This window comes from Veillonella intestinalis, assembly GCF_943193155.1.
GTDB lineage: Bacteria > Bacillota > Negativicutes > Veillonellales > Veillonellaceae > Veillonella_A > Veillonella_A intestinalis.
In genome coordinates this window covers 227084-250323 of record NZ_CALPDB010000003.1, presented here as the reverse complement: position 1 = coordinate 250323, position 23240 = coordinate 227084, and the positions used below count along the sequence as shown (strand labels likewise).

23 protein-coding genes are annotated in these 23240 nt (G+C 40.7%); all 23 read right to left on the bottom strand.

All coding sequences use genetic code 11. The features are described from left to right. Nucleotides 1–66: 66 nt before the first annotated feature. Entirely contained in the window at nucleotides 67–981 is a 915-nt protein-coding gene (gene menH / locus NFR44_RS05065; protein ID WP_251441604.1) for a 2-succinyl-6-hydroxy-2,4-cyclohexadiene-1-carboxylate synthase, read from the bottom strand. Next, a complete protein-coding gene (gene menD / locus NFR44_RS05060; RefSeq protein WP_251441603.1) occupies nucleotides 971–2722 on the bottom strand; it encodes a 2-succinyl-5-enolpyruvyl-6-hydroxy-3-cyclohexene-1-carboxylic-acid synthase in 1752 nt (583 codons plus the stop codon). Before menD ends, menH begins: the two co-directional genes overlap by 11 nt. Nucleotides 2723–2737: 15 nt before the next feature. Continuing rightward, nucleotides 2738–3901 carry an isochorismate synthase gene (locus NFR44_RS05055; RefSeq protein ID WP_251441602.1) on the bottom strand — a complete coding sequence of 388 codons (1164 nt, stop codon included), beginning with the start codon at nucleotides 3899–3901 and terminating at the stop codon, nucleotides 2738–2740. A gap of 104 nt (nucleotides 3902–4005) precedes the next feature. Continuing rightward, nucleotides 4006–4302, bottom strand: a complete 297-nt coding sequence (locus NFR44_RS05050; protein WP_251441601.1) for an ArsR/SmtB family transcription factor — start codon at nucleotides 4300–4302, stop codon at nucleotides 4006–4008. 73 nt (nucleotides 4303–4375) lie between these two features. Then, complete coding sequence (locus tag NFR44_RS05045) at nucleotides 4376–5002, bottom strand: hypothetical protein (RefSeq protein ID WP_251441600.1); 627 nt, start codon at nucleotides 5000–5002, stop codon at nucleotides 4376–4378. Continuing rightward, complete coding sequence (locus NFR44_RS05040; protein WP_251441599.1) at nucleotides 4992–6485, bottom strand: DUF2157 domain-containing protein; 1494 nt, start codon at nucleotides 6483–6485, stop codon at nucleotides 4992–4994. The genes NFR44_RS05045 and NFR44_RS05040 overlap by 11 nt, the downstream gene beginning before the upstream one ends. 61 nt (nucleotides 6486–6546) lie before the next feature. Further along, nucleotides 6547–6996, bottom strand: coding sequence for a universal stress protein (locus NFR44_RS05035; RefSeq protein WP_251441598.1), 450 nt, complete (start codon nucleotides 6994–6996; stop codon nucleotides 6547–6549). A 116-nt stretch (nucleotides 6997–7112) separates the two neighbouring features. After that, nucleotides 7113–8351 (bottom strand): hypothetical protein, encoded by a 1239-nt coding sequence (locus tag NFR44_RS05030; protein WP_251441597.1) that lies wholly within the window; start codon nucleotides 8349–8351, stop codon nucleotides 7113–7115. A 16-nt stretch (nucleotides 8352–8367) separates the two neighbouring features. After that, nucleotides 8368–9126, bottom strand: coding sequence for an amino acid ABC transporter ATP-binding protein (locus tag NFR44_RS05025; RefSeq protein WP_251441595.1), 759 nt, complete (start codon nucleotides 9124–9126; stop codon nucleotides 8368–8370). An 11-nt stretch (nucleotides 9127–9137) separates the two neighbouring features. Continuing rightward, entirely contained in the window at nucleotides 9138–9791 is a 654-nt protein-coding gene (locus NFR44_RS05020; protein ID WP_251441594.1) for an amino acid ABC transporter permease, read from the bottom strand. Nucleotides 9792–9909: 118 nt separating this feature from the next. Beyond that, the gene (locus tag NFR44_RS05015) at nucleotides 9910–10719 is read right to left on the bottom strand and encodes an amino acid ABC transporter substrate-binding protein (RefSeq protein WP_251441593.1); all 810 of its coding nucleotides are present in this window, start codon (nucleotides 10717–10719) and stop codon (nucleotides 9910–9912) included. A gap of 422 nt (nucleotides 10720–11141) precedes the next feature. Continuing rightward, nucleotides 11142–11630: a hypothetical protein gene (locus tag NFR44_RS05010; protein WP_251441592.1), complete on the bottom strand. Its 489-nt coding sequence runs from the start codon at nucleotides 11628–11630 to the stop codon at nucleotides 11142–11144. A 114-nt stretch (nucleotides 11631–11744) separates the two neighbouring features. After that, nucleotides 11745–12731 (bottom strand): tryptophan--tRNA ligase, encoded by a 987-nt coding sequence (trpS, locus tag NFR44_RS05005; protein ID WP_251441591.1) that lies wholly within the window; start codon nucleotides 12729–12731, stop codon nucleotides 11745–11747. 223 nt (nucleotides 12732–12954) lie between these two features. Beyond that, nucleotides 12955–14787 carry a glutamine--fructose-6-phosphate transaminase (isomerizing) gene (gene glmS, locus NFR44_RS05000; RefSeq protein ID WP_251441590.1) on the bottom strand — a complete coding sequence of 611 codons (1833 nt, stop codon included), beginning with the start codon at nucleotides 14785–14787 and terminating at the stop codon, nucleotides 12955–12957. Nucleotides 14788–15120: 333 nt separating this feature from the next. Beyond that, nucleotides 15121–16476 (bottom strand): phosphoglucosamine mutase, encoded by a 1356-nt coding sequence (glmM, locus tag NFR44_RS04995; protein ID WP_251441589.1) that lies wholly within the window; start codon nucleotides 16474–16476, stop codon nucleotides 15121–15123. Further along, on the bottom strand, nucleotides 16476–18101 hold the full coding sequence (locus NFR44_RS04990; protein ID WP_251441587.1) for an NAD(P)/FAD-dependent oxidoreductase: 1626 nt from the start codon (nucleotides 18099–18101) through the stop codon (nucleotides 16476–16478). The genes glmM and NFR44_RS04990 overlap by 1 nt, the downstream gene beginning before the upstream one ends. Then, entirely contained in the window at nucleotides 18085–19041 is a 957-nt protein-coding gene (locus tag NFR44_RS04985; RefSeq protein WP_251441585.1) for a CdaR family protein, read from the bottom strand. The genes NFR44_RS04990 and NFR44_RS04985 overlap by 17 nt, the downstream gene beginning before the upstream one ends. Continuing rightward, nucleotides 19038–19856, bottom strand: coding sequence for a diadenylate cyclase CdaA (cdaA, locus tag NFR44_RS04980; RefSeq protein WP_251441584.1), 819 nt, complete (start codon nucleotides 19854–19856; stop codon nucleotides 19038–19040). The genes NFR44_RS04985 and cdaA overlap by 4 nt, the downstream gene beginning before the upstream one ends. 127 nt (nucleotides 19857–19983) lie before the next feature. Continuing rightward, a complete protein-coding gene (locus NFR44_RS04975; RefSeq protein ID WP_251441583.1) occupies nucleotides 19984–20298 on the bottom strand; it encodes an XdhC family protein in 315 nt (104 codons plus the stop codon). Further along, a complete protein-coding gene (locus NFR44_RS04970) occupies nucleotides 20295–21017 on the bottom strand; it encodes an XdhC family protein (protein WP_251441582.1) in 723 nt (240 codons plus the stop codon). The genes NFR44_RS04975 and NFR44_RS04970 overlap by 4 nt, the downstream gene beginning before the upstream one ends. Nucleotides 21018–21025: 8 nt before the next feature. Further along, complete coding sequence (gene yqeB / locus NFR44_RS04965; RefSeq protein ID WP_251441581.1) at nucleotides 21026–21844, bottom strand: selenium-dependent molybdenum cofactor biosynthesis protein YqeB; 819 nt, start codon at nucleotides 21842–21844, stop codon at nucleotides 21026–21028. Beyond that, nucleotides 21841–22449, bottom strand: a complete 609-nt coding sequence (locus NFR44_RS04960; protein ID WP_251441580.1) for a nucleotidyltransferase family protein — start codon at nucleotides 22447–22449, stop codon at nucleotides 21841–21843. Before NFR44_RS04960 ends, yqeB begins: the two co-directional genes overlap by 4 nt. 15 nt (nucleotides 22450–22464) lie before the next feature. Next, nucleotides 22465–23223, bottom strand: coding sequence for a selenium cofactor biosynthesis protein YqeC (gene yqeC / locus NFR44_RS04955; RefSeq protein WP_251441579.1), 759 nt, complete (start codon nucleotides 23221–23223; stop codon nucleotides 22465–22467). Nucleotides 23224–23240: the final 17 nt, after the last annotated feature.

Sequence of the window (23240 nt, the reverse complement as noted above, 5' to 3'; positions counted from 1 at the left end):
TATTATGTATAGCCTACTACAACTATCACTCCTAGAGGGAAACGCTATAGGCATAGTTAATAAACGTTAACTAATTCGTTTGTCATTATAATCAGATAAAAATAAATTTACAATTTCATTAAATGCTTGTGGTGCCTCTACATGTACATTGTGACCTACATCTGGCACAATAACATGCGATACATTTTCACAAATTCCAAAAATGGTCTGCCCTATGTCCGTATATTTAGTATCTAACTCACCGGACACGTAGAGAATTTCTAATTCTAAATCAGCAATTTGATTACCTACATACAGCGTCATACCCTGACCAATACCACGCAATGTATGAGCGAGTACCTCAGGCGTATTACTTAAGCGCCGATCTTTTATAGTCTGTTGCACCGCTGGTGATAATTTTTGTTGCGTCTTAAAAATGGGCAGTTGTGACCACATGGCTTCAAACCATTCAATGGAATGCGTTTCTATTTTATTAGCCAATTCCTTATCTGCCATAGCCCGTTCTTGACGCACTTGCATATCTTCAATTCCTGGTGCAGCTGATTCCAGCAACAAAAACATCAATCGCTCAGGCTCATACATAGCCGCATATTGTAAGGCAATGCGACCACCCATTGAATAGCCCAAAATACCATAGGATTCATGACCTACTAACGTATGAATCAAGGTATACAAATGACGTAACACTGTATCTAATTGGTACATAACAGGATCATTGGAACGATCAGATACACCATGACCTAGAAAATCAACACAATATAGACGAAAACCGGGAATATTCAGTTTATCCCATGTATCACCAGCTTCAGCAAAACCATGTAAGCAAATCAATGGCATACCTTCCCCCCGTAAAGAAACATGGTAAGATACATTATCAATATTGATATATACATCATCGGCTGCTTCTAAAACCGCTTCTACCTCCGACCGCTCACCTTGGTCATACACATGTGTTTCGTCTGTATCAAATTCATTTTTCATACACACTTACCGTATACTTTCTGTGAAGTTCACGACTGACTTCACGATTTGTTTTTACTTCTAATATATGGATACCACCTATTGCCAGCGCCTTTTGTACGCTTTGAGGGAAAGTTTCATAATCAGTAATCACCTGATATTGAACGCCCATCAAGTCAGCTAAAGCACTATAAGTAAGGCCTTGGGGGGTACCAAATAAATATTCAAAATTAGGAACCCCTTTTTGCGGTAAATATTCAAAAATACCGCCCCCATCATTGTTAAATAGCACGATTAAAAGATTGAGCTTCTCAGTCTGTCCCATCACAAGACCATTCATATCGTGGAAAAAGGATAAATCGCCAGTTACCAATACAGTAGGTTCTCCATAAGCAGCACCTACACCTAAGGCAGTGGACTCTACACCATCAATACCATTAATGCCACGATTGCCATAAATTTTTATTTGGTCTGTACCTTGCGACCAAAAATAATCAAAATCACGAATAGGCATACTATTGGCAACAACCACATTAGTACCACTAGGTAATACTTGCTGTAATTCATAGACAAAGCGACCTTCAAATAAAGTACCTTCTGTAGCCACCTTATTTAATTGTTTGCGCATAAGGCGCTGTGCCTGTTGCCAGCGATTGACAAAATCAGCTACGTCCTGTGTTATAGGCTGCTCTTGCCCATTATCATTCACTAAGTCAGCGCCAGCCTTCATCTTAGTTAAGCTAACTACCATTTGTTCTGCCCAGGCTTTAGGGTCTACCTGAATCACGATATTCGTAGTCAATGCGCCATTACGATAAGCTGCACCAGAATCTATTTGGTAACATACAGCTTGCGTTTGCTGTTTTACAAATTGTTGTAAACGCTTTGAAACGGGAATTTGACCAAATAGAAGAATATAATCTGGTCTCAACGCCTCTTGCCAATCAGGATTACTCAAAAAAGCATCATAACTATCTATAAGTAGTTCATCACTGACAGCCCGCATAGGTGATAAGGGATCTGCTAAGATTGGTGTTTGTAACTGCTGTGCTAAGGCTAATAAAGCTGTCCGGTAATCCAATGACCAACTTTCATGACCAGTAAGGGGGCCACAAAGCATAAGACCACGCTTACCTTGCAATTCCGCGGCCAACGTTTCACCCTCAGCTATACTAAGTTGACCTTGTCCCAATAATTTTTGGAACGGTTTTGATTGACGGCCTTTTTCAAAATAAGTAGCTTCTGTATAAGGCACCAAAGGTTCTCGCAAAGGTACATTAATATGAACTGGCCCAGGCACTACATCTGTAGCCGCCATGTAGGCTCTAGCCATAACTTGGCGTGGATATATAAAATCGCCCTCACAAGGACTTAAAGTTTCAAAATGCTTTACATAAGAGCCAAAAAGCTTTATTTGATCCATTGTTTGCGGTGCCCCTATAAACTGAGCCTCCGGTGGTCGATCAGCGGTTAATACAATTAACGGCACTCGACTATAGTACGCCTCAATAAGCGCTGGATAATAATGAGCGCCCGCCGAACCTGAGGTGCATACTAAAACAACAGGCTGTTGAGTCCGCTTAGCAATTCCTAAAGCAAAGAATCCTGCCGAACGTTCATCAATATTCATATATGTTTTGTATTGACCTTGCGCCATAAACAGCATTGCCATAGTTGTCGACCTAGAGCCACCGCTAAAGACTACATGACGGGCCCCTAACTGATATAACTCATCGACAGCAGCTGCTATATATTCATTCATAGTCATACCTCAATATCATAATGCGTTTAAAATAGTTTGCAATTTTGTAGCTGTTTCGGTATATTCCGCTTCACAGTCAGATTCTGCAACTACACCACAACCAGCATAGGCATATAAATCTTGTCCCTGAATCAAGGCAGAACGAATGCCTACAATCAATAAACCATCGCCCGCTTCACGAAATAATGGCGTATTACCACAGACCCAACCTAGAGGAGCAGCATATAAACCACGCTCATAAGGCTCATATTTTTTCAATACCGCTAAGGCTGCCTCGCGAGGCTCTCCGCCCATAGCCGGCGTAGGGTGTAAAGCTTTAGCCATAGTTAATATAGAATCTTTAGTATCATGCCCATATAATAACGTTCGTAAATGATATAAATTAGGCAATTCCATAATATGCGTTTCTTGTACATCAACCTTATCACACAAGGACAGCATGGTTTGGCGAATACGGTCAATCACAATTTGATGTTCCCGCAAATTTTTTGGGTCCTCCAATAGACGAGCGCCACCATCTTGAATATGGTCTTTTTTGAGGGTTCCTGCTAAAGCATAACTCATAAAATCTTGACCACGCTTACGAACTAATACTTCTGGCGAAGCACCTAGAAAAACAGCCTCCCCTTTCCCATACGCAAAGATAAAGGCCCCTTGATTTTGAGCCACTAAATTACCAATAATCGACGTACTTTCAAAGGGGCGTTCACTATGAAAGGCCACTTTCCGTGAAGCTACTACTTTGGTAACTTCACCGCTATGAATAGCCTGTTGAATGCCTTCAAAGAGTTGCTCCCACGCTGGATAATCACCAGTGGTCACCATTTCATAGGCATGCTGTACGTGAGGTATTGCACTTTCGCTCACAGTTGGGGCTTCACTATTAATCGTTACCCAATACGCTTTTCCTTCTTCTTTTACATAGTAGTGCTTAAACACTACTAATTCATTGCCCATGCCTTGCCAACTATCATCGTTAATCGTGTCAAAAAAACTTTGGCTATACCACGCCCAAGGATAATCAGCTAATTCGGCTTCCGTAATAGCTCTCACTCGTTCAGCGGCTACAATAACACAATTTACTTGCGTGTCATGCCAGTAAACACGCTCACTTCCATCAAAGTGTTGCCATACGGCCAATGGATTCGTTATGTCTGTAGAAAAAATTGTATATTTCATAAAAATCCTCATTGTTAAACTATGTTGACAATTTATTATACCATTGTCACGGACTAAAAGAAAACCGCCTACCTAGGCGGTTTATCTCGTATATACAATTGTCCTTATTGATGTGAAACGTGTTCAATACCTTGACTTAATAGTACAACCACATGCTCATCATTTAAACTATATAAAGCAGTCTTGCCTTCTTTGCGAAATGTAACTAAACGAGCTTGTCGCAACACACGCAATTGATGAGAAATGGCTGATTGCCCCATCCCCATAGCCTCTGCTATATCGGTAACACACATTTCCTTATTCAATAGCTGTTGCACAATGCGTATCCGTGTTGGATCACCTAATACTTTAAATAAATCAGCCAACTGTTGTACATCTACTTGCCCATGACTTACATCCATGACCCCACTCCTATACTCTACGAATTTTATTTGCCTTTTATTATATACCTAAAAGTAGGTCTTGAGCCAGTCTTTATTCACCGACCGTCACCATTACACCACTAGCAGCGGGTTCACCAATCTGTTCAACAGGCGTACGACTATCCAACTCTTGTTGCGCTTCACTTTCTGGCGTTGCCATCTCTAAGGCCACGCCCCGTGAATAAACGCCAGTTACAATACCATAGCCATCTTTAATTTTTAAAGTCGCCAATAAGGTTCCCTTGTACGTAGTATAAAATTGAGGATTCACTTTATTTAAGTCTAATGTGACCCGATTAAATAATAGTTGAAATTCTACATCAGTGCCATCAATTTTGGTAACGCGGGCTAAAATATAATCCCCAGAAGTTGGCTTTGTATCCGCTACGCCTTTCACTTCTAAAATCCCATTAGCCTTAGGTATCACCCACACATATACTTCTTGATTCACCGCCGGCAAAGTTGTCCCTTGCCAAGGAGCTCGGCTTCCTAAAAACTTCACCTCTAAATAATCAGAAGGTATCCAACTAGCCGTTCGTGACAAGGACACTGGCCACTGATATTCTCCACCGCCTTGTAACAGCGAAGTAGACCTCTGTTGAATAAAGAAGGGCGATACTAAGGTCACAATGGCTACCACTAAGAAAAGCAACCATTTTACATACACTTTATTCAGCATCGTTAGCCCCCTCCTTTCGACCTACGGAATCTGTAGCTATTCGGTTTTCCTCACTGGTAGTACCGAATTGCTCATTGGGAGTTATCTTATTGTCCTGTACTAACTGACTATCCTGTATTTCAGGTTCATCGTCATTCATTTGACTCGACCGCCGTACGCGACGATTCGCTTTTGCTACGGATGAATTAATTTGTACCTGCTGAGCTTGTTTTCGCCACATATAAAATAGATTTACTACAAAAATAGCACTACCTACTACAATGAAGGTGAAACCACGCTCTACAAAGGTAAACGCAGGATCAAAGAAGCGAGCGCCAATCATCGCAAGGAAGGTAAAAATACAACCATTTACTAATGCTACTCGTTTAGACATAGTGCCTTGCCATAATAATACTATCGCCAAACAAATAACATATAAATTAAAAATAATAGAAACTGTCAACGGTGTTATGCCCGCATGAGCTAGCCCCATAAGTATACCAACTACGATAGGGCATAGAACAATTAGCATCTCAGGGCCCTGTCGTTTTTGCCACAATGCATTTAGTGACCCTAGCACTAAAGCTAAGGCTAACACAGCTAGTACAATACTGAGCCAATTTATGTTCGCCACAGCTTCATCTTGCCAAGTCTGAAGGAAGGTGCCATATACAACAACATACATGAGACCTAACACACCTACGCCACGGAATGGGAGTGACCAAATTCCCTGTTCACGCGATAAACTTCCTAGAGCATAAGTAGCTGCTGATAAAGCCGCCACAAAGAATAGACCTAAAGATAACTGATAGGAATTAATGGTGAAGAAAATAGCACCAAAAATAGCGCCTACATATACCCAAGAGAGCCATAATAACGATAAATATGACTGACTTTGTTTACGTAATTGCTCTGCAAAAAACGGACTTCCCGCAGCTAATAACAGCCACAGCCAAATAGGTTCGCCCCAAATGGTCACATCATGAGCAGATACACTCCAAGCCAAGCCGATAAGCAAATAGGCCATCATAGTAAAATGAGAGCCCAACAAATACACCACGGGCAATATTAAGACCATACACAAAAGAGCGTAAAATCCAAGCCCTTCGCCTGTATAATACGTATCCCCCATAAGCCACGTAGATAACAGTAAGGCTAATGTATAAAAAAGCCCCACCCCTTCGGCATATAAGCTACTGCGCGGTGCTTTCCACACGCCAAGACCGAGGGCAATGACAGCTACTAATAAAAGGGCTATACACCAATCCATACGACCAGCCGGCGAAAAGCTATACCAATAGCCGGCAAATAATAAAAATAAACCTAAACTAATTAATAATAAACCTAGCAATAATACCAACAAGCGACGCCATGAAGGCCCTTTTTTAGTTTCAATGGTACCGTAGAACACTTTCATTTGAGCGGCATGTTCTTTGGTAATCCACCCCTTTTCTTCCCAAGTTGGTAGTTGCTCATGAAGCCAGACAACACGTTGTTTATTCATAGCGCCTCCATTCCAAAAAGAGGCTTTGCCCTCTGTGAGCAAAGCCTCTTTTGTGACAACCTTATTTTACAACGAGCACTGGGCAAGTAGAATGACTCGTTACATAACTACTTACGCTGCCCATGAATAAGCCTTTCAAAGGTCCTAAGCCACGGCTACCCATAACAATTAAATCAGCATTAAATTTCTTTGCTACAGCTAAAACAGCAGGACCAGGTGAGCCTACTTCAAACACATTTTTCACAGTAATGTCTGCTGGCACATCCTTAGCCACTTCTTCAAGGATTTTTTTGCCGGTTTCTTCCATATCTTCTGCAATTTGTTCTGACACATACCCACCGCTAATTGGTGTTTGGTCAAAATTAGAAATAGCAGATACAATATTCGCTACATGTACGATAATAAGCTGTGCTTCATTGCGTTCACAAATAGACACGGCATGTTGTAAAGCTCGTTTAGAGTTTTCAGAACCATCAGCTGGTACGACAATTGTTTTGTATTCTACTTTCATGTGAATCCCTCCCACTGGTGAATGAGCTTAAATCATTCACTCTGACTTCTTCTATATTTAAGTATTCTCTATAAATATATAAAAGTCCTTTTTTCTTATGAAAAAATTTTTATTTTTTATAAAACAATAGTGCCACTCGTAGTAAGACCCTTATGCTGAATCCGTACCCCTTCTACGAGCTTCATTAATTCTTCTATAGTCTGGCCATTATCCGGAGTCATAACGCGAGCCACTACAGCTTCCCCTTTATCAGTCAAGGTAATGTAAGAAGCAAATTTAATCGCACTACCTTCACCACGTTGCAACGTACCTGCAATCAAGCTTCCTGTATTATGATTATCAATCAATGTTTTGTACGCTTCAATAGTGGCGCCATAATTATTTACTAACTCTTCTACATAGTAATCAGCCATTTCTTGGCGCGCTGTCATAGTTGGATAAGCCGAAGCGCCATCTAAGGCCACCGTTTTTTCCATAGAGAATAAACCTACTTCAATGCGATAACTATCTTTAGATAACACTGCACCCGTATTACCCTTCGTCAATACTTTAAAACCCTTTGGCTTCACAAAACTAATTTCATCATTGAGCACTAAGTCCCCCACATTACGATATTTTTCTTTTAATAATTTAAAAGAAGGCAATACAGTTTTAACAATCCCCTGATTCATGTAGTCCGTATATTTACTTGGGTACATCATAGTCAATGTATAACGCTGAGTTGGATCTTGGGACATAATAAATTCAGCGTCAAAGAATGTAGAGCCTGTATCACCAGCATCACTGCGTACGAATGAATCCCAACGAGCTGTGGTAGCCCCTTTATAATCAAATAAGTCACCGTCTAAGGTGTACCCTTTAAGATCTGAGCGATTTTCACGCCATAATGCTAAATAGCGCTCTTTTGTCATATTCGTGACTGACTCATTATACCAAGTGGTATTCCATTGGGCTAAGCTCACATTGCCTTCTACAATATTGTCACGTTTTGTAAAAGATAATAAAAACGGCTCAGCAATGGAACTTTCTGCTAAATTAAAGAAATAGCCTCGTTCTGTACTGCCATCATCTTTGGCTTGCGATTCATAACGGCCATTCGTCAAACGCCAAGGCACAGTAAAGGTAAACCCTTCATGATAATCACGAACTTCAGTAGTAACTGTAGTCGCATACGACTGATACGCCGCTGGTAAGCTAGCTTCACTATGAACCCCTCGCGCTTCAAAGGTCTGTGCCTGCGCCGTTGCTTTCGTTGTATCATACGTTGGTAAACTCTTTGCATAGGCTGTCCCCATTACACCTAATAAAGCGCCTACTGCTAAAGTAGCCAGTTTTGCGTGCCAATGTTGCTTCATAATATAAGTCTCCTTTTTATAGCATAGAATCTAAAAATGCTTTGGTACGTGGTGACTTAGGATTGGTAAAGACTGCTTCTGGTTCCCCTTCTTCTTGGATAATACCATCAGCCATAAAAATAATGCGATCTGCTACTTGCCGCGCAAAAGCCATTTCATGAGTAACAATAATCATCGTCATATGTTCCTCCGCTAACTGCTGAATGGTGCGAAGCACTTCACCAGTCAACTCAGGATCCAAAGCTGAAGTTGGTTCGTCAAAAAGCATAATGCTTGGATTCATCGCCAAGGCACGAGCTATGGCAACACGTTGTTTTTGACCGCCTGATAATTTAGCAGGATACACATCGCGCTTTTCCCACAATCCAACTTTTTTCAATAGTTGCTCCGCTATGGGTGCAATATCTACTGTCTTCATGCCTTTTACCATTTGTGGCGCAATTAAAATATTCTCCCATACCGTCATATGAGGGAATAAATTGAATTGCTGAAACACCATGCCCATTTGTAACAATAGCTGTTGCTGTGTTTTTTTATCACTATACACAGCCGGACCATCTCCTGTCGTTTGTACCAAAGATGTACCATCTACTACTATTGTACCACGGTCTATCATTTCTAGCTGGCCTAAACATCGTAAAAAAGTAGATTTTCCTGATCCAGAAGGGCCAATAATGGCTACTACTTCCCCTTTTGCCATAGATAAACTTACATTTTTCAGAACAGGTAAGCCATCAAAGCTTTTTTCTATATTCTTCATTTCAATAAAGCTCATATGTATCGCTCCTATTCATCATACACAGCATAACGCTTTTCTAAGTAGTTAAAAATATTTGTCAACACAAAGGTCATAATTAAATAAAACGCCCCTGCTACAATAAAGGCTGATGTATCAAAGTCACGTTGGACGATGCCACGAGTAATGCGCAATACATCATTCATAGCCAAAATATACACTAAAGACGTGTCTTTTAATAAATTAATTGTTTCATTCGCGAGAGGGGGCAAAACGCGTTTAATTACTTGCGGTAAAATAATTTTACGCATCGTTTGTACATAAGTAAAGCCTAGTACTTTAGCCCCTTCATACTGCCCTTTAGGGATGGATTGAATCCCACCACGGAAGATTTCACATAAATAGGCCGCATAGTTTAAAACAAAGGAAATCACGGCTGCCGTTGTATCATCCAACTGAACGCCTACATAGGGAATGAAAGGCAGACCATAGTAAATGAATAAAATCTGTAACATAAGTGGAGTTCCACGCATTACATATACGTAAAACGCCATAATTTTGCGAACAATACCGATAGGTGATAGCCGTAGTAGAGCGGCTAAAATACCCCCTGGTAAGGATAATACCAAGACCACTGTAAATAGTGATATTGTCACGCCTAAGCCATTAGCAATCACAGGCGTAATCTTCAATAAATAGTCCATGTAACTGACTCCCTTCAAAGAAAGAAAGGAGGTAAGGTTTACCTCCCTTCTTACACTGTTCTTATTTACATATCCTTGTAAATGCTCACAGCGCTTACGCCGTTATGCTCTCTGGATATTATTTAAAACCATCTTTATTTAATAAATTACTATTACCGAACCATTTTTCAGCAATTTTATCTGCTGTACCATCGTTCATCATTTCTTTGAGCACATCATTCATCTTAGCTTGCAACGCCTTATCATCTAAACGGAAGCCAACGGCCATTTTATCAGCACCGTAATCCCCATTAGCAACGCGGAACACGCCAGGTTTCTGAGTCATTGTATATTGACCGACAATGCCATCTACCACCAAGGCATCAATACGACCTAATTCAAGATCCATGAAGGCATTAACAAAATCACCATATTTTTTAACTTCTTTAATACCACGTTCTTGTGCATCCTTATCAAGAATTGGTTCTACATTACTACCTTGTTGAGTACCTACGATTTTACCCGTTAAATCTTCTTTGCCTTGAATGGCTGAATCATTACGTACCACAATAATTTGTTTATCTTGCACATATGGAGTGGAGAATAAAATATTCTTTTCCCGATCTGGTGTAACTGTTACACCATTCCACAAGGCATCAATACGTTTACTCTTAAGTTCAGCTTCTTTACTATCCCAATCAATGGCTTTAAATTCTACCTCCATGCCAGCTCGCTTAGCAGCTTCTTTTGCTAGGTCAATATCGAAGCCTACGATTTCACCTTTGTCATCACGGAAACCCATTGGTGGGAAATTGTCGTCTAAGCCAATAATCATTTTCTTAGGTAACTCCCCCGCTCCATTGCTACTTGTATCAGAACCACAACCAGCGGTGAAAGCTACTAAAGCTAACATGGTCATCCCTAAAGCTGCTAATTTTTTCATATTCATAACTAAGTCCCCTCTTTCTTTTTAGTCGGTACATTTAAAATTTATGAACTTATTTTACTTCATCTAGCTAAAGTTGTAAAGTATTAAATTTTAATTTTTAAGATATATTATTCATAATTAAATGAACTAAAACGCATAAGTAGGGTATAAACCCCTCTACAGTGAATCAAGCTTTGTATACGGGAAATCAACTTAGGATAGGAGTGAATTAAAATTAACATGCAAGAAATCAAAATCAACATACAAAGAATTAGACTTAACATACAAAGAATTAAACTTGGTATACAAAACATCAACCTTGGCATATTAAAAAGGCCCAACATATGTTGGACCTTAGATTATAACTAACTATGTAATTACTTTTTAAATGTACAATCATTAACTAAATGTGCTACCTCTTACCCACTATGAAGTACAAACCCTTATGAGCCACTATGGCTACGCTCATCAATTAAGGTCAACAGTTCTAACTTCTGATTGTACTGCACAAATTGTAAATCCACCATAACAATTAAGATACCACCCGTATCGGTAACCATATGAATTTCTTCCCAGTTAGCAGTAAATCCCATAATTTGACTATAGGGAATAAAGGTGTAATAATTATCGCCATTCCACAGCATATCAATGCGTTCCCATAGGCTAGCCGGACGACGCCGTATGACAATCCCCTTTTCACAAACATACACCAAAGGACGGCGTTGGCGGGTCATACGCCATACACAAAAACCTACAATAAAATAGTCAATGGCAATCTGATTCCACACAACCCCTCTTTGGGCATGCCACATAGCCCATGTAGCTACAGCCCCAAAGAATAGCCACATAACCCAAGATACTACTATATAGTCGGCAAACGTTCCCTCAACCTCGCCACAAGGAAAGCGTTTAGCTACTTCTTTTTCATCCATAGCCACACCTCCAGCCCCAAGCCCGTATAGCTCAGCTAATCAAAACCCCTACTAGCATGCTATTAACCGTACTCAACACTACCATACCAAGTATGTAAATTTAATATATTACCTTTATTTGCGATGTAAACCCATAGCTAACTCTACTTCGCGGTAAGTTTTGCTAGCTTTTTCACGAGCCTTTAAAGCCCCTTCGTCAAGAATTCGATCAAGTTCTGGGCTATCAATTAAATCATTGTAACGTTCATGAATTGGTTTTAATGTATCCACTAATAGTTCTGCCACATCTTTCTTAAAGGTACCATAGCCTTGCCCTGCATAACGCTGTTCAATGGTTTCATAAGACTCTTTGGTAATTGCCGCATAAATTCCCATTAAATTAGAAATGCCAGGCTTATTTTCTTTATCGTAATGCACTGAATTGTCAGAGTCAGTTTGAGCACGTTTAATTTTTTTGACGATAGAGGCTTCATCATCTAATAAATGAATAGTCGCCATTTGATTATCATCAGACTTACTCATTTTTTTAGTTGGCTCTTGTAAACTCATTACACGAGCACCACCTACACCCAATTTTATTTCTGGCACAGTGAACACTTCGCCATATATACGATTAAAACGTTGTGCTAAGTCACGAGTCAATTCCATATGCTGTTTCTGGTCTTCCCCAACTGGCACATAATTAGTTTGATATAACAAAATATCCGCCGCCATCAATGGTGGATAGGTCAATAAACCAGCAGGGATCGAATCACCACGCTTCTGTGATTTATCTTTATATTGCGTCATTCGTTCCAATTCGCCTACATAGCTAACAGTAGTCATAACCCAGCCTAAGCGCACATGTTCAGGCACTTCAGATTGCACGAATAAAGTTACTTTCTTAGGATCTAACCCAACTGCTAAATAAAGCGCTGCTAAACGACGTGTATTAGTAAATAATTCTTTAGGATCTTGTGGCACTGTAATCGCATGTTGATTAACGATACAGTAATAGCACTCATCACTATCTTGATAATCTAAAAAATTACGCAATGCTCCTAAATAATTACCTAAGGTTAATTCCCCACTTGGCTGAATTCCAGAAAAAATAACTGACATGAAAAATTCCTCCTATAATTGTCTCTGACAAAAGATACATGTTTTATCAGAGTGTATATTTATATATTCATTTACTATTGTACCCCGAATATGTCATTCTGTACATGAAAAATAACCGTGGCTACATAAAATAGCCACGGTTTAAAGAATCAACAGACGACCTGTGACTCTATGATACATACATTATTTAGCCCTAATGCCTATCATAAGCAAAGGCTAGCACTTATTCTACAGTTACTGATTTCGCTAAATTTCTTGGCTTATCTACATCAGCACCACGAGTAATGGCTGCATAATATGCTAATAATTGTAGAGGCACTACTGCTAAAATTGGCGCCGCATATTTGTCTGCACGCGGTACAAAAATTGTATGGTCTACATACTTTTCAAGCTCTGTATCACCAGCTAAGCCAAGACCAATTACAACAGCGTCACGAGCTTTAACTTCTTTTACATTGCTCATCATTTTTTCGCGCACATCATCTTGCGTTGCAAGGGCAATCACTGGAACGCCTTCTTCAATAAGCGCTAACGTACCATGTTTTAATTCCCCACCAGCATAAGCTTCTGCATGAATGTAGGAAATTTCTTTTAATTTTAAAGAACCTTCCATAGCAACAGCGTAATCGATAGAACGTCCTAAGAAGAACGCATCTTCGCGGAAACCATAATTACGAGCAAAAGCTTTAATATCATCTACGGACTCAAAAATTTCATTACATAAATTAGGTAATTCATGTAAATCTGTTAAGATTTGTTCCCGTAAAGTCGCATCCAATTTGCCATTTAATTGGCCAAGATATACAGCTAATAATAATAATGCTACCAACTGAGTGGTATAGGCTTTAGTAGAGGCTACGGCAATTTCAGGACCAGCCCAAGTATAAATTACTTGATCCGCTTCACGAGAAATAGACGAACCTACCACATTGGTAATTGCTAAAGAACGAGCGCCTAAACGTTTAGCTTCTTTTAAAGCAGCCAAAGTATCACTAGTTTCACCAGACTGACTAATTACGATAGCCAATGTATTTTTATCCGTCAATGGATTGCGATAGCGGTATTCAGATGCAATATCTACTTCAACAGGAATACGTGCTAACTGTTCAATATAGTATTTAGCTACTAAACCAGCGTGATATGCCGTACCACAAGCAGTAATTAAAATGCGATTAATTGAAGCAACATCAGCTGGTTCCCAACCAAGTTCTTCATAGATTACTTCTTTATTATCTTTAGAAATACGCCCTGTTAAAGTATCACGAATCGCTTTAGGCTGTTCGTAAATTTCTTTAAGCATAAAATGCTCAAAACCACCTTTTTCAGCGGCTTCTGCATTCCAAGTTACATGGAACACTTTTTTATTAATTGGATTACCAGCTCGGTCACTAACACTTACAGAGTCTTTAGTTACGATAGCTACTTCGCCATCATTTAAAATGTAAGTATCACGAGTATGATTAATAATAGCTGGAATGTCAGAGGCAATAAAGTTTTCTCCTTTGCCAAGGCCAATAACTAATGGATTATCCTGTTTTGTACAAATAATACGATTTGGATCATCGGCACACATAATAACTAAGGAGTAAGAACCTTCAATGCGGTCTAACATACGACGCACAGTGCCTTCAAAGTCACCGTCATACATGTCAGCTAATAGGTGAGCTACTACTTCAGTATCTGTTTCAGATTTGAATTCATAACCTTTTTTAAGTAACTCTTCTTTGATTGGTAAATAGTTTTCTACAATACCATTATGAACTACAGCGAATAAACCTTTTGCATCTGTATGCGGATGAGCATTCATATCAGATGGGCGGCCATGAGTCGCCCAACGAGTATGACCAATCCCCATGAAACCAGGATTTGGATCCCCTTTTACTACAGCCTCCAAATTAGCTAAACGACCTACTTTTTTCTGTACCTTAATTACATTATCTGGGCCCAATACGGCAATCCCAGCTGAGTCATAGCCACGATATTCCAACTTAGACAAGCCGTCTAACATAAACGTGGACGCATCCTCAAATCCAATATATCCTACAATACCACACATGGTTGTTTTCCTCCTAAAAATAGACATACTTCATAGCTTCTTATAAACTTTTTGTTCCTCTGTCACCAAAAGACTTTGTAGTTTATATAACGACTGAAGCTGGCCGAGAGGCATCCGCTGATTCTTCGATACTCCTCTACCTCGTCTACTGAAACGGCTGTCTCCGCTCAGTGCTTGCGCTATTCGCCTTTACGAATTAGGGTCTCTCCTTTATATTTGATTCGACAGTCTACATAGTTTCTGTCACATAGACAGACTACGTTACAGTATATTATACGGTATAGACCTACAAATTGTAAAGAAGGGGCCCGAAAGCCCCTTCCTAGCTTGTTTTTATTCTTCTACTAAGCCTTGCTCACGCCCAATTGTATCAGCAATGGTGTGACAAAGTCGTTCCAATTGTTCTTGATTTGGCCCTTCTGCCATAACTCGAATTAATGCTTCCGTTCCTGATGGACGTACTAATACACGACCATTTTCACCAAGTTCACGAGCGGCTTCAGAAATCTCCGCTTTAATTAATGGATTTTCATCCCAACCAGTTTTAGTCGCCACATGGACATTGATTAATAACTGAGGATATTTCACCATTACATTAGCCAACTCAGATAAACTTTGGCCGGACTTTTTAATAAGGGCTAACATCTGCACAGCTGTCAATAAGCCGTCACCAGTGCTATTATAATCTAAAAAGATTACATGCCCTGACTGTTCACCACCAATAGAATAGCCTTCAGCACGCATTTTTTCTAATACATATCGGTCACCCACAGCGGTGGAGCAAGTTTTCATACCTAAATCGTGAGCCGCTTTATGGAACCCTATATTACTCATAACGGTGCCTACAATCATATCATCTTTCAAATGACCTTGCTCTTTTAATTGTTTCGCACAGAGCAACATAATTTGGTCCCCATCTAAGGTCTGACCTTTTTCATCAACTAATAAACAGCGGTCTGCATCGCCATCGTTAGCAATCCCTACATCAGCGCCATATTTAATAACCGCCGCCTGTAAGCCTTCCATATGTGTAGAACCGGCATTTTCATTAATATTAATACCATCAGGATCTACATTAATAGCAATGACCTTCGCGCCTAATTTTTCAAATACTTCAGGCCCTACAGCAGATGCTGCACCATTAGCGCCATCATATACAACGGTTAAACCTTCTAGCGACACATCGACAGTGCTTTCTACAAAACGAGCATATTCATGCGCTAATTCACGACTATGTAAAATACGTCCAATATCAGCCCCCGTCGGCCGTTCTAAGTCATTTTCACTACTCTTTCGGCATAAATCTTCTAATTCATCTTCTACTGCATCAGGTAATTTGAAGCCTTGACCATCGAAGAATTTAATACCATTATCAGGGAATTTATTATGGGACGCAGAGATTATAACACCAGCATCCCAGCCATGCTGACGCACTAAGTACGCCACCGCTGGCGTAGGCACAACACCGGCTACTACTACATCCCCACCAACAGAACAAATACCTGCGGCCAATGCATTTTCAAGCATAGCCCCAGAAATACGAGTGTCGCGGCCAATTAAGAATACAGGACGCTTTTTTTGACGCCCAAAATAGGCCGCCGCTGCGCGCCCTAAATGATAAGCCAATTCAGGGGTTAAAAATGCATTCACTACCCCACGTACACCATCAGTACCAAACAATCTAGACATTATGCTTCTCCTTCCTGTGCCATTAACGGCTTATACGCAACCATAACACGAATGGCTGTTTCCGCACCATCTAAGGCAGCACTCATGATTCCACCTGCATAACCAGCACCTTCACCCATAGGATATAACCCTTTAATGGTCGGTGACTGTCGATCTTCATCACGTAAAATACGAAGTGGTGACGATGTTCTTGTTTCTACACCAGTCATACAAATTTGTGGTTCATCAAATCCTTTAATACGGCGTCCAAAATACGGCAACGCGCGTTCCATTACTTCCGTCACATACGTTGGCAAACAAGCATGCAAGTCTGCTGCTACTACACCAGGACGATACGAATGAGGCGCATTTGCTTGATTAAGAGGTACCGTACCTACTTGATGTGCTAAAAAGTCGCCCACTGTTTGCAATGGCGCTTTATAATCACGGCCCCCTAACTCATAAGCTTTCGCTTCCCATTCTCGTTGAAATGCTACGCCACCTAAGGGATGAGTTCCAAAATCATCGGGTCCCACAGTGACTACTAAGGCACTATTAGCTACGCCACTAGCACGAGCATACAAACTCATACCATTAGTAACTACATGACCTTCTTCTGAAGCTGAGGCCACCACTTCACCGCCAGGGCACATACAGAAACTATACGCTGTCCGGCCTGATTCTTTATCATGATATACTACGGAATATTCAGCAGCGCCTAAGCCTAATTCAGCTGGTTCTATGCCATATTGTGAAATATCAATCATCGACTGCGGGTGTTCAATACGAACGCCGACTGCAAAAGGTTTACTTTCCATGGCAATCCCTGCCTGATACATCATTTCATAAGTATCACGGGCACTATGGCCAATCCCTATTAGCACTAAATTTGTAGTAATGGTCTCACTATCATTGACCACCACACCAGTTACATGCGCCTGTTCAAGGCATAACTTAGTAACTTTAGCGCCAAAGCGCACTTCACCGCCCCAAGCAATGATTTGCTCCCGCATCGCTTTTACCATACCGCGCAACACATCAGTGCCTACATGAGGTTTATGTTTGTATAAAATCTCTGCTGGTGCCCCAAAGCGTACAAAATATTTAGCAATTTCATGAAGCCGTGGATGCGTTACACGCGTAGTTAACTTACCATCAGAAAAAGTGCCAGCACCACCTTCGCCAAATTGTACATTAGACTCTGGCTTAAACTGCCCAGAGGTCCAAAACTCTTCTACATCTTTAGCTCGTTGGCCCACATCTTGTCCGCGCTCTAATACAATCGGGCGATAGCCTTCACGAGCCAAGTAAAAAGCAGCTAACATACCAGCTGGGCCAAAGCCGACTACTACTGGCCGATGGGCTAAGCTCTGCTTGCCATGTACAATCGGTTCTGGCTCCACAGGTTCCATAGTGCTTACATTTTTGTCCCGTCCCAAGCGTTTCATAACCAACGCTTCATCACGAACTTCCACAAATAACGTATATACAAACGTAATATGAGGTTTTTTACGCGCATCCACAGCTCTTCTTACTACATGGATTTGCTCAATCTGACCTTTTAAGACAGGAAATTTATGAACAAGTAAGGCTTCTAATGGATTTTTAGCAGTTACATCCACTCGAAAATTAATTATTCTTAGCATTAGTGTCTCCTAAATATTTTTTTACAATTTCCACAATTACATGTACTTTTGTAGGGTTAACTGCATAATTATCGCTCGACACTATATCATAGTCGCCTTCAATATTAGCAATCTGGCCATTTAACGGAATATCTACGGTCCGTAATTCTGACAAGTTTTTAAGGTCCCCTTCTTTACCACTTACTAGCACTTGCTGTGGCTCTACAGTAATACTTTTAATGGCATACTCATTGCTCACTGTCCCGGTTACATTAGCCACTACAGGTAAATTCTTTTCAAAGCGAATTTGTTCCAGCTCAATCTGAGCTTGCCCTTGTCGTGGTGTAATCGTTACATTATCTACAGTCTTACCAGCCGCATCAACGGCAACCATCATACCAGAAGCAGTAAAGTTAGCTCGACGATCATTCATTTTAATACGCAAAATTACATGCGCAACGCTTTCTACTTCTTGTTTAGCACCACTAATCGTCACTACTTTAGGTACTGTATTTACAGATTTAATGGCAATGTCTTCTGGCACTTTTCCCAACTGTTGCACCTCTACCGGCACTTCTTTGAGCATGTATTCATCCACATTTACATTAACTGTATCCGGTGTCATACTTACCACGGTAACACCTGCTGGTGGTGTGAATAAAATTTGTAAGCTCTGCTGCCCTGGCGACACATCACCCATATCTAAATGCGCTTTTAGCGAGCTTTGATTAATCGATAGAATGGAGTTACGAGGTCCCCGTAAATGTACATGAACCTCTGATGGTATATTATCTACCACATACTGCGAGTTCAAATTCTGTACTTGTACAGGCACGGTATAATTAATATCTACAATAGGATTTTGTTCTTTCATAACGAAGAACCATAATAGAATGGCACCCAATAGGGATAAAATTTTTGCCATCCAATGACCTTGAATTTTGTGGAAAAATTGCATCATTTTTTAGCCCTCCATTTCTTTAAGAAGGACAAGGCTGATTTAGGACGTTCCATAAAGGCACGTAAGGATTCACGCAATTGCTCTTCAGGTAAATGACGATAAATATGCCCCCCATAGGTATAAGAAATTTTACCCGTCTCTTCACTAACAACTAGCACCACTGCATCAGCCTGCTCACTCAGACCAATCGCCGCTCTGTGGCGCGTTCCCAATTCAGTACTTAAACTTCTATCCTGAGTTAATGGTAATAAACAGGCCGCTGCCATAACCCGATTGTTGCGAATAACAACAGCTCCATCATGAAGGGGTGTATTAGGAATAAATATATTATTTAACAATTCACGGGATACTTTACCGTCAATTTCAATGCCCGTATCAATAATTTCTCCCAAGCCTACTTCGCGTTCAAATACGATAAGGGCCCCTATTTTTTCACGAGACATAACCTTAGCTGATGCCATGACTTCATTGACTAGACTTTCAATCTCCATTTCACTTACATCTTGGGATTTGGAAAATAGTCGGCCACGACCTAATCGTTCCAAAGCCCGACGTAATTCTGGTTGAAATACCACTGGCAATGCAACCAATAGAACGGTCATACCTTGTTGTAATATCCAGCTAATTACATGTAAATCAAAGAATCGGCTGGCTACATTAATTAACCCTAGTACAACCAACCCTTTTAACAGGGCCATAGCTCTAGTATCTCTAATTTGTTTGTATAAATAGTATATTAAAACCGCTACGGATAAGATATCGACTAAATCTCCAAAGCGGAATGTTTCAATTAAGCCTTGCAGCTGTGTCATCATATAAAACCACTCCTCAAGGGGTACGAAAATAAATAAGAGTACACTGTGTATAATGCACAGGTACTCTTTTATTTTACCTTATTTTCAGTTCGCTGTAAAATATTGTCAACCAAGGATGTAACCTATTTTATACATTTTGGGTTTCAATCCAAACATCTAAATTGCCACCGCAAACCATACCTTCTTTAACGGCTACATCATCATTAAGGTCTACTAAAATACGGCGATGATTTTCTTTTTTTTGCAAAGCGTCTAATGCGTTTAAACGAATTTCGTTCTCTGCACGGCCACCACCAATCGTACCAAAAATAGAGCCATCAGGATGAACTACCATAGTTGTCCCCGCCTTACGCGGCGTAGATCCTTTCGTTTGCAAAATAGTGGCCACCGCTAAGGTATCGGTTTCACGACCTTGCAAATATTTAACAAATTCACGTTTCATCGACCTTGACCTCCTCGCGATAAAAATCCTGCCTTACGACCACGCGTTACGGCCAAGAACTCACTCACTATAGATAGAGCAATTTCTTCGGGTGTTTCAGCCCCTAAGGATAGACCTATAGGCGCATAAATCTTATCTAATTCAGTTTGCGTCCAGCCACTTTCTTTCAATACTTCAAAAGCATGGAATACACGTTTATGACTCCCCATAACGCCCATGTAGGTAGTATCTACTAAATGACGCACTTGATTTAAACAAATACTATCATATTCATGTGCTCTCGTTACTATGATAATCCCTTTATAACTATTTAAAGGTAATTGAGACGCCAAGTCATTAAAATCTAAACATAAACGGCGTACTCGTTCATCAAAGAAATCAGGCCTCAAATATTCAGCTCGATCATCCACTACCGTTACATGACAACCAATAAATAAAAGCATATCCGCAATACAACGACTGACATGACCCGCGCCGAGTACTAATACTTCTGGGTCTTTTTCAACAGGCTGGACAAAACATTCCATAGCGCCTAGATTTAATACACTAGGCCGCTGATCTGGTTTTATCGCCAAACCGTCGATGGGCTGACCATATACAACATCGCCCGTTTCCCCATATACTACTTTATCCCCTTGACGTTCTCCCGTCAGCACCGTTACCATAATTGACTTTTTATCTTCACTAAGGCGCTGCTCAATTACATCATATACATTCATAAGTCTCCTCATTTTGTTGTTATTTCTTGTTCTTGCTCATAACAAAAGGCTAACACAGCTTCTAAAACACCACCAGCTACAGCTAATGCTTTATCAGAAATCGTATAACAGTGAAATTTTTCACACCGCGCATCCACATCAGCTAATTTAAAGCCTTTAGTTACCATCAAACCGGATGCCAAAACGCCTCGCAATATACCGGCAATTTGCGATTTAACTGGTGTTTCATCTACAAAGCCAATAATTTCACCAGCTTCAACTTCCTCACCAATATGACGCTTTGCCGTAAATAAACCTTCACAAGGAGCATGCATTACCCGTTCAATGGTATAACCACCCACACTACCAGGGATACCCGTATTAGGCAAAGCCGCCCCTTCATAAATACAGCGTCCCAAAGTATGACCACGCATAGTTTCCACTACGACATCAACATCCTCACCAGCCACAAAACCAGGGCCACAAGCGATAACTAATGCTGCATCATCATTATGTGTACCTACATTGCGTTTAGCTAAAATCGCATCGACAACAATATCTGGTTGTAATGTTTTTAATACTGTTTCATACGCTTCTGTTACTACGGGAATAATATCATGCCCTTCTTGTACCATGGCCTGTGCTTCAGCCAACGTTACATGACGAGCTGCTAATCGCTCTAATAACACTTCACCACGATGGACAGCGGCACCATAACAAACTTTGCGCCGAATCATCGTAGGAATGGGTAATTCATTAATTACAACACGAAAACCAGCGCGACGCAAGCGGTATACACAGCCAGAAGCAATATCACCGCCGCCACGCATCAATACTAAAGGTTTCATAGTTTACCCCACATATTATACAACTGTTCATATTCATCAGGCGTATCTACATCTACGCCTGCCGGTTCTTTAATTTCGACGAACCTAATATAGGGTTTACCAATTCCCTGCAAAATTTCTCGACCGCCATGATCAGCGGTAATGTTTTGAAGCCCTTGCTTCCAATACGGACCAAAGATAACCGGATTGCCCCGCTCTTTACTAGGGCCATATAACGGACAAATAATAGTCTTACCATCCTGAGCCTCTTGTTCATAAGCTTGTACTAACGCTTGAACAATCGCCTCAGTCATCAAAGGTTGATCCACAACAGCACATAATACAGGATTTGCTGTTGTATCTACTGCTTGTATACCAAGCGCAAGTGATCCCCCTTGACCTAATTCAGGTTGCTCATTCACCACAACTTGAAATCCATAAGTATGTGCAAGAGGCTTCATTAAATCCGCCTCTTTTCCAACTACTACAATGCGCTGGCCACTTAAATGCCGATATACTTTACAAGCTTGCTCTAACAAAGTCCCTTCGCCCCAAGGCAACAGACCTTTACAAAGCCCCATGCGTCGACTAAGACCAGCCGCTAATATAACTACATCTATGACCATATCAATATGCCTGCCTTATTGCCAACGAATAACACGGGCAATTTCACAACTTGCTTTATAACCATCAGCTAATACTACCATAGCCAATTTACTATCAGCTAAGCGGTCTAAAAAGTCATCAATAATGCGATGCTGCACCGTATCGTAACCAGTACAGAATAATATACGGCGACCGCGGCTATATTGGAATAAACCTTCTGGATGAAGCACTAAGCGAGCCAACATAGAAGGCGTAACAACTGCGCCTTCTGGGCGTTCCATAATGGCAGAAACCCCTTCTAAATTATGCACATGCTCTTCCGTAAGTTGTGTCCCTAGCATCTGTAAATTTACAACCCCAATGGTAGTAGTCGTTTTAGCAGGAATCACTGGCTCAGATGTTTTAGGTGCTTTCAACCATTTTTCTTTCGCCCCATCAGCCTCAACTAAAATCTGCCACTTAGGATGAACCATATGCATTTCATCAATGGCATTCGCAGATAAGGAAGTCACCTTTGTCCCTTCTATGCCACTAAACCAAGCAGCACAGCGACCTCGATGCATAGCTTTATGACAGGCCTCTTCAGCCTCATTAAAATCAGTACCATAATAAGGATTCCACAAAGCCACTTGTGACTCATATAATTTTGTCGTAGTCGTCACTAATGTTGGTTGCCCTTGTAACCCACCATATTCTACCAATTTAGCGAGTACCGTTGTTTTACCACCAGCCCCTACAATGGCTGTAATGCCTGGTTGAATCAACGAACTCCAATGTTTTGCTTGCATCGTCATGGCTATTCCTCCTCAGT

Bases quoted from the DNA above. Each gene is read 5' to 3' on its own strand.
- NFR44_RS05025 (WP_251441595.1), bottom strand. From the start codon at position 9,126: ATGAGCTTTATTGAAATGAAGAATATAGAAAAAAGCTTTGATGGCTTA.
- NFR44_RS05030 (WP_251441597.1), bottom strand. From the start codon at position 8,351: ATGAAGCAACATTGGCACGCAAAACTGGCTACTTTAGCAGTAGGCGCT.
- cdaA (WP_251441584.1), bottom strand. From the start codon at position 19,856: ATGATGACACAGCTGCAAGGCTTAATTGAAACATTCCGCTTTGGAGAT.
- yqeB (WP_251441581.1), bottom strand. From the start codon at position 21,844: ATGAAACCTTTAGTATTGATGCGTGGCGGCGGTGATATTGCTTCTGGC.
- NFR44_RS05020 (WP_251441594.1), bottom strand. From the start codon at position 9,791: ATGGACTATTTATTGAAGATTACGCCTGTGATTGCTAATGGCTTAGGC.
- NFR44_RS05040 (WP_251441599.1), bottom strand. From the start codon at position 6,485: ATGAATAAACAACGTGTTGTCTGGCTTCATGAGCAACTACCAACTTGG.
- yqeC (WP_251441579.1), bottom strand. From the start codon at position 23,223: ATGACGATGCAAGCAAAACATTGGAGTTCGTTGATTCAACCAGGCATT.
- NFR44_RS04960 (WP_251441580.1), bottom strand. From the start codon at position 22,449: ATGGTCATAGATGTAGTTATATTAGCGGCTGGTCTTAGTCGACGCATG.
- NFR44_RS05050 (WP_251441601.1), bottom strand. From the start codon at position 4,302: ATGGATGTAAGTCATGGGCAAGTAGATGTACAACAGTTGGCTGATTTA.
- trpS (WP_251441591.1), bottom strand. From the start codon at position 12,731: ATGTCAGTTATTTTTTCTGGAATTCAGCCAAGTGGGGAATTAACCTTA.
- glmM (WP_251441589.1), bottom strand. From the start codon at position 16,476: ATGTCTAGATTGTTTGGTACTGATGGTGTACGTGGGGTAGTGAATGCA.
- NFR44_RS05035 (WP_251441598.1), bottom strand. From the start codon at position 6,996: ATGAAAGTAGAATACAAAACAATTGTCGTACCAGCTGATGGTTCTGAA.
- NFR44_RS05055 (WP_251441602.1), bottom strand. From the start codon at position 3,901: ATGAAATATACAATTTTTTCTACAGACATAACGAATCCATTGGCCGTA.
- menD (WP_251441603.1), bottom strand. From the start codon at position 2,722: ATGAATGAATATATAGCAGCTGCTGTCGATGAGTTATATCAGTTAGGG.
- NFR44_RS05045 (WP_251441600.1), bottom strand. From the start codon at position 5,002: ATGCTGAATAAAGTGTATGTAAAATGGTTGCTTTTCTTAGTGGTAGCC.
- NFR44_RS04990 (WP_251441587.1), bottom strand. From the start codon at position 18,101: ATGCTAAGAATAATTAATTTTCGAGTGGATGTAACTGCTAAAAATCCA.
- NFR44_RS05010 (WP_251441592.1), bottom strand. From the start codon at position 11,630: ATGGATGAAAAAGAAGTAGCTAAACGCTTTCCTTGTGGCGAGGTTGAG.
- NFR44_RS04985 (WP_251441585.1), bottom strand. From the start codon at position 19,041: ATGATGCAATTTTTCCACAAAATTCAAGGTCATTGGATGGCAAAAATT.
- NFR44_RS05015 (WP_251441593.1), bottom strand. From the start codon at position 10,719: ATGAATATGAAAAAATTAGCAGCTTTAGGGATGACCATGTTAGCTTTA.
- NFR44_RS04975 (WP_251441583.1), bottom strand. From the start codon at position 20,298: ATGAAACGTGAATTTGTTAAATATTTGCAAGGTCGTGAAACCGATACC.
- menH (WP_251441604.1), bottom strand. From the start codon at position 981: ATGAAAAATGAATTTGATACAGACGAAACACATGTGTATGACCAAGGT.
- glmS (WP_251441590.1), bottom strand. From the start codon at position 14,787: ATGTGTGGTATTGTAGGATATATTGGATTTGAGGATGCGTCCACGTTT.
- NFR44_RS04970 (WP_251441582.1), bottom strand. From the start codon at position 21,017: ATGAATGTATATGATGTAATTGAGCAGCGCCTTAGTGAAGATAAAAAG.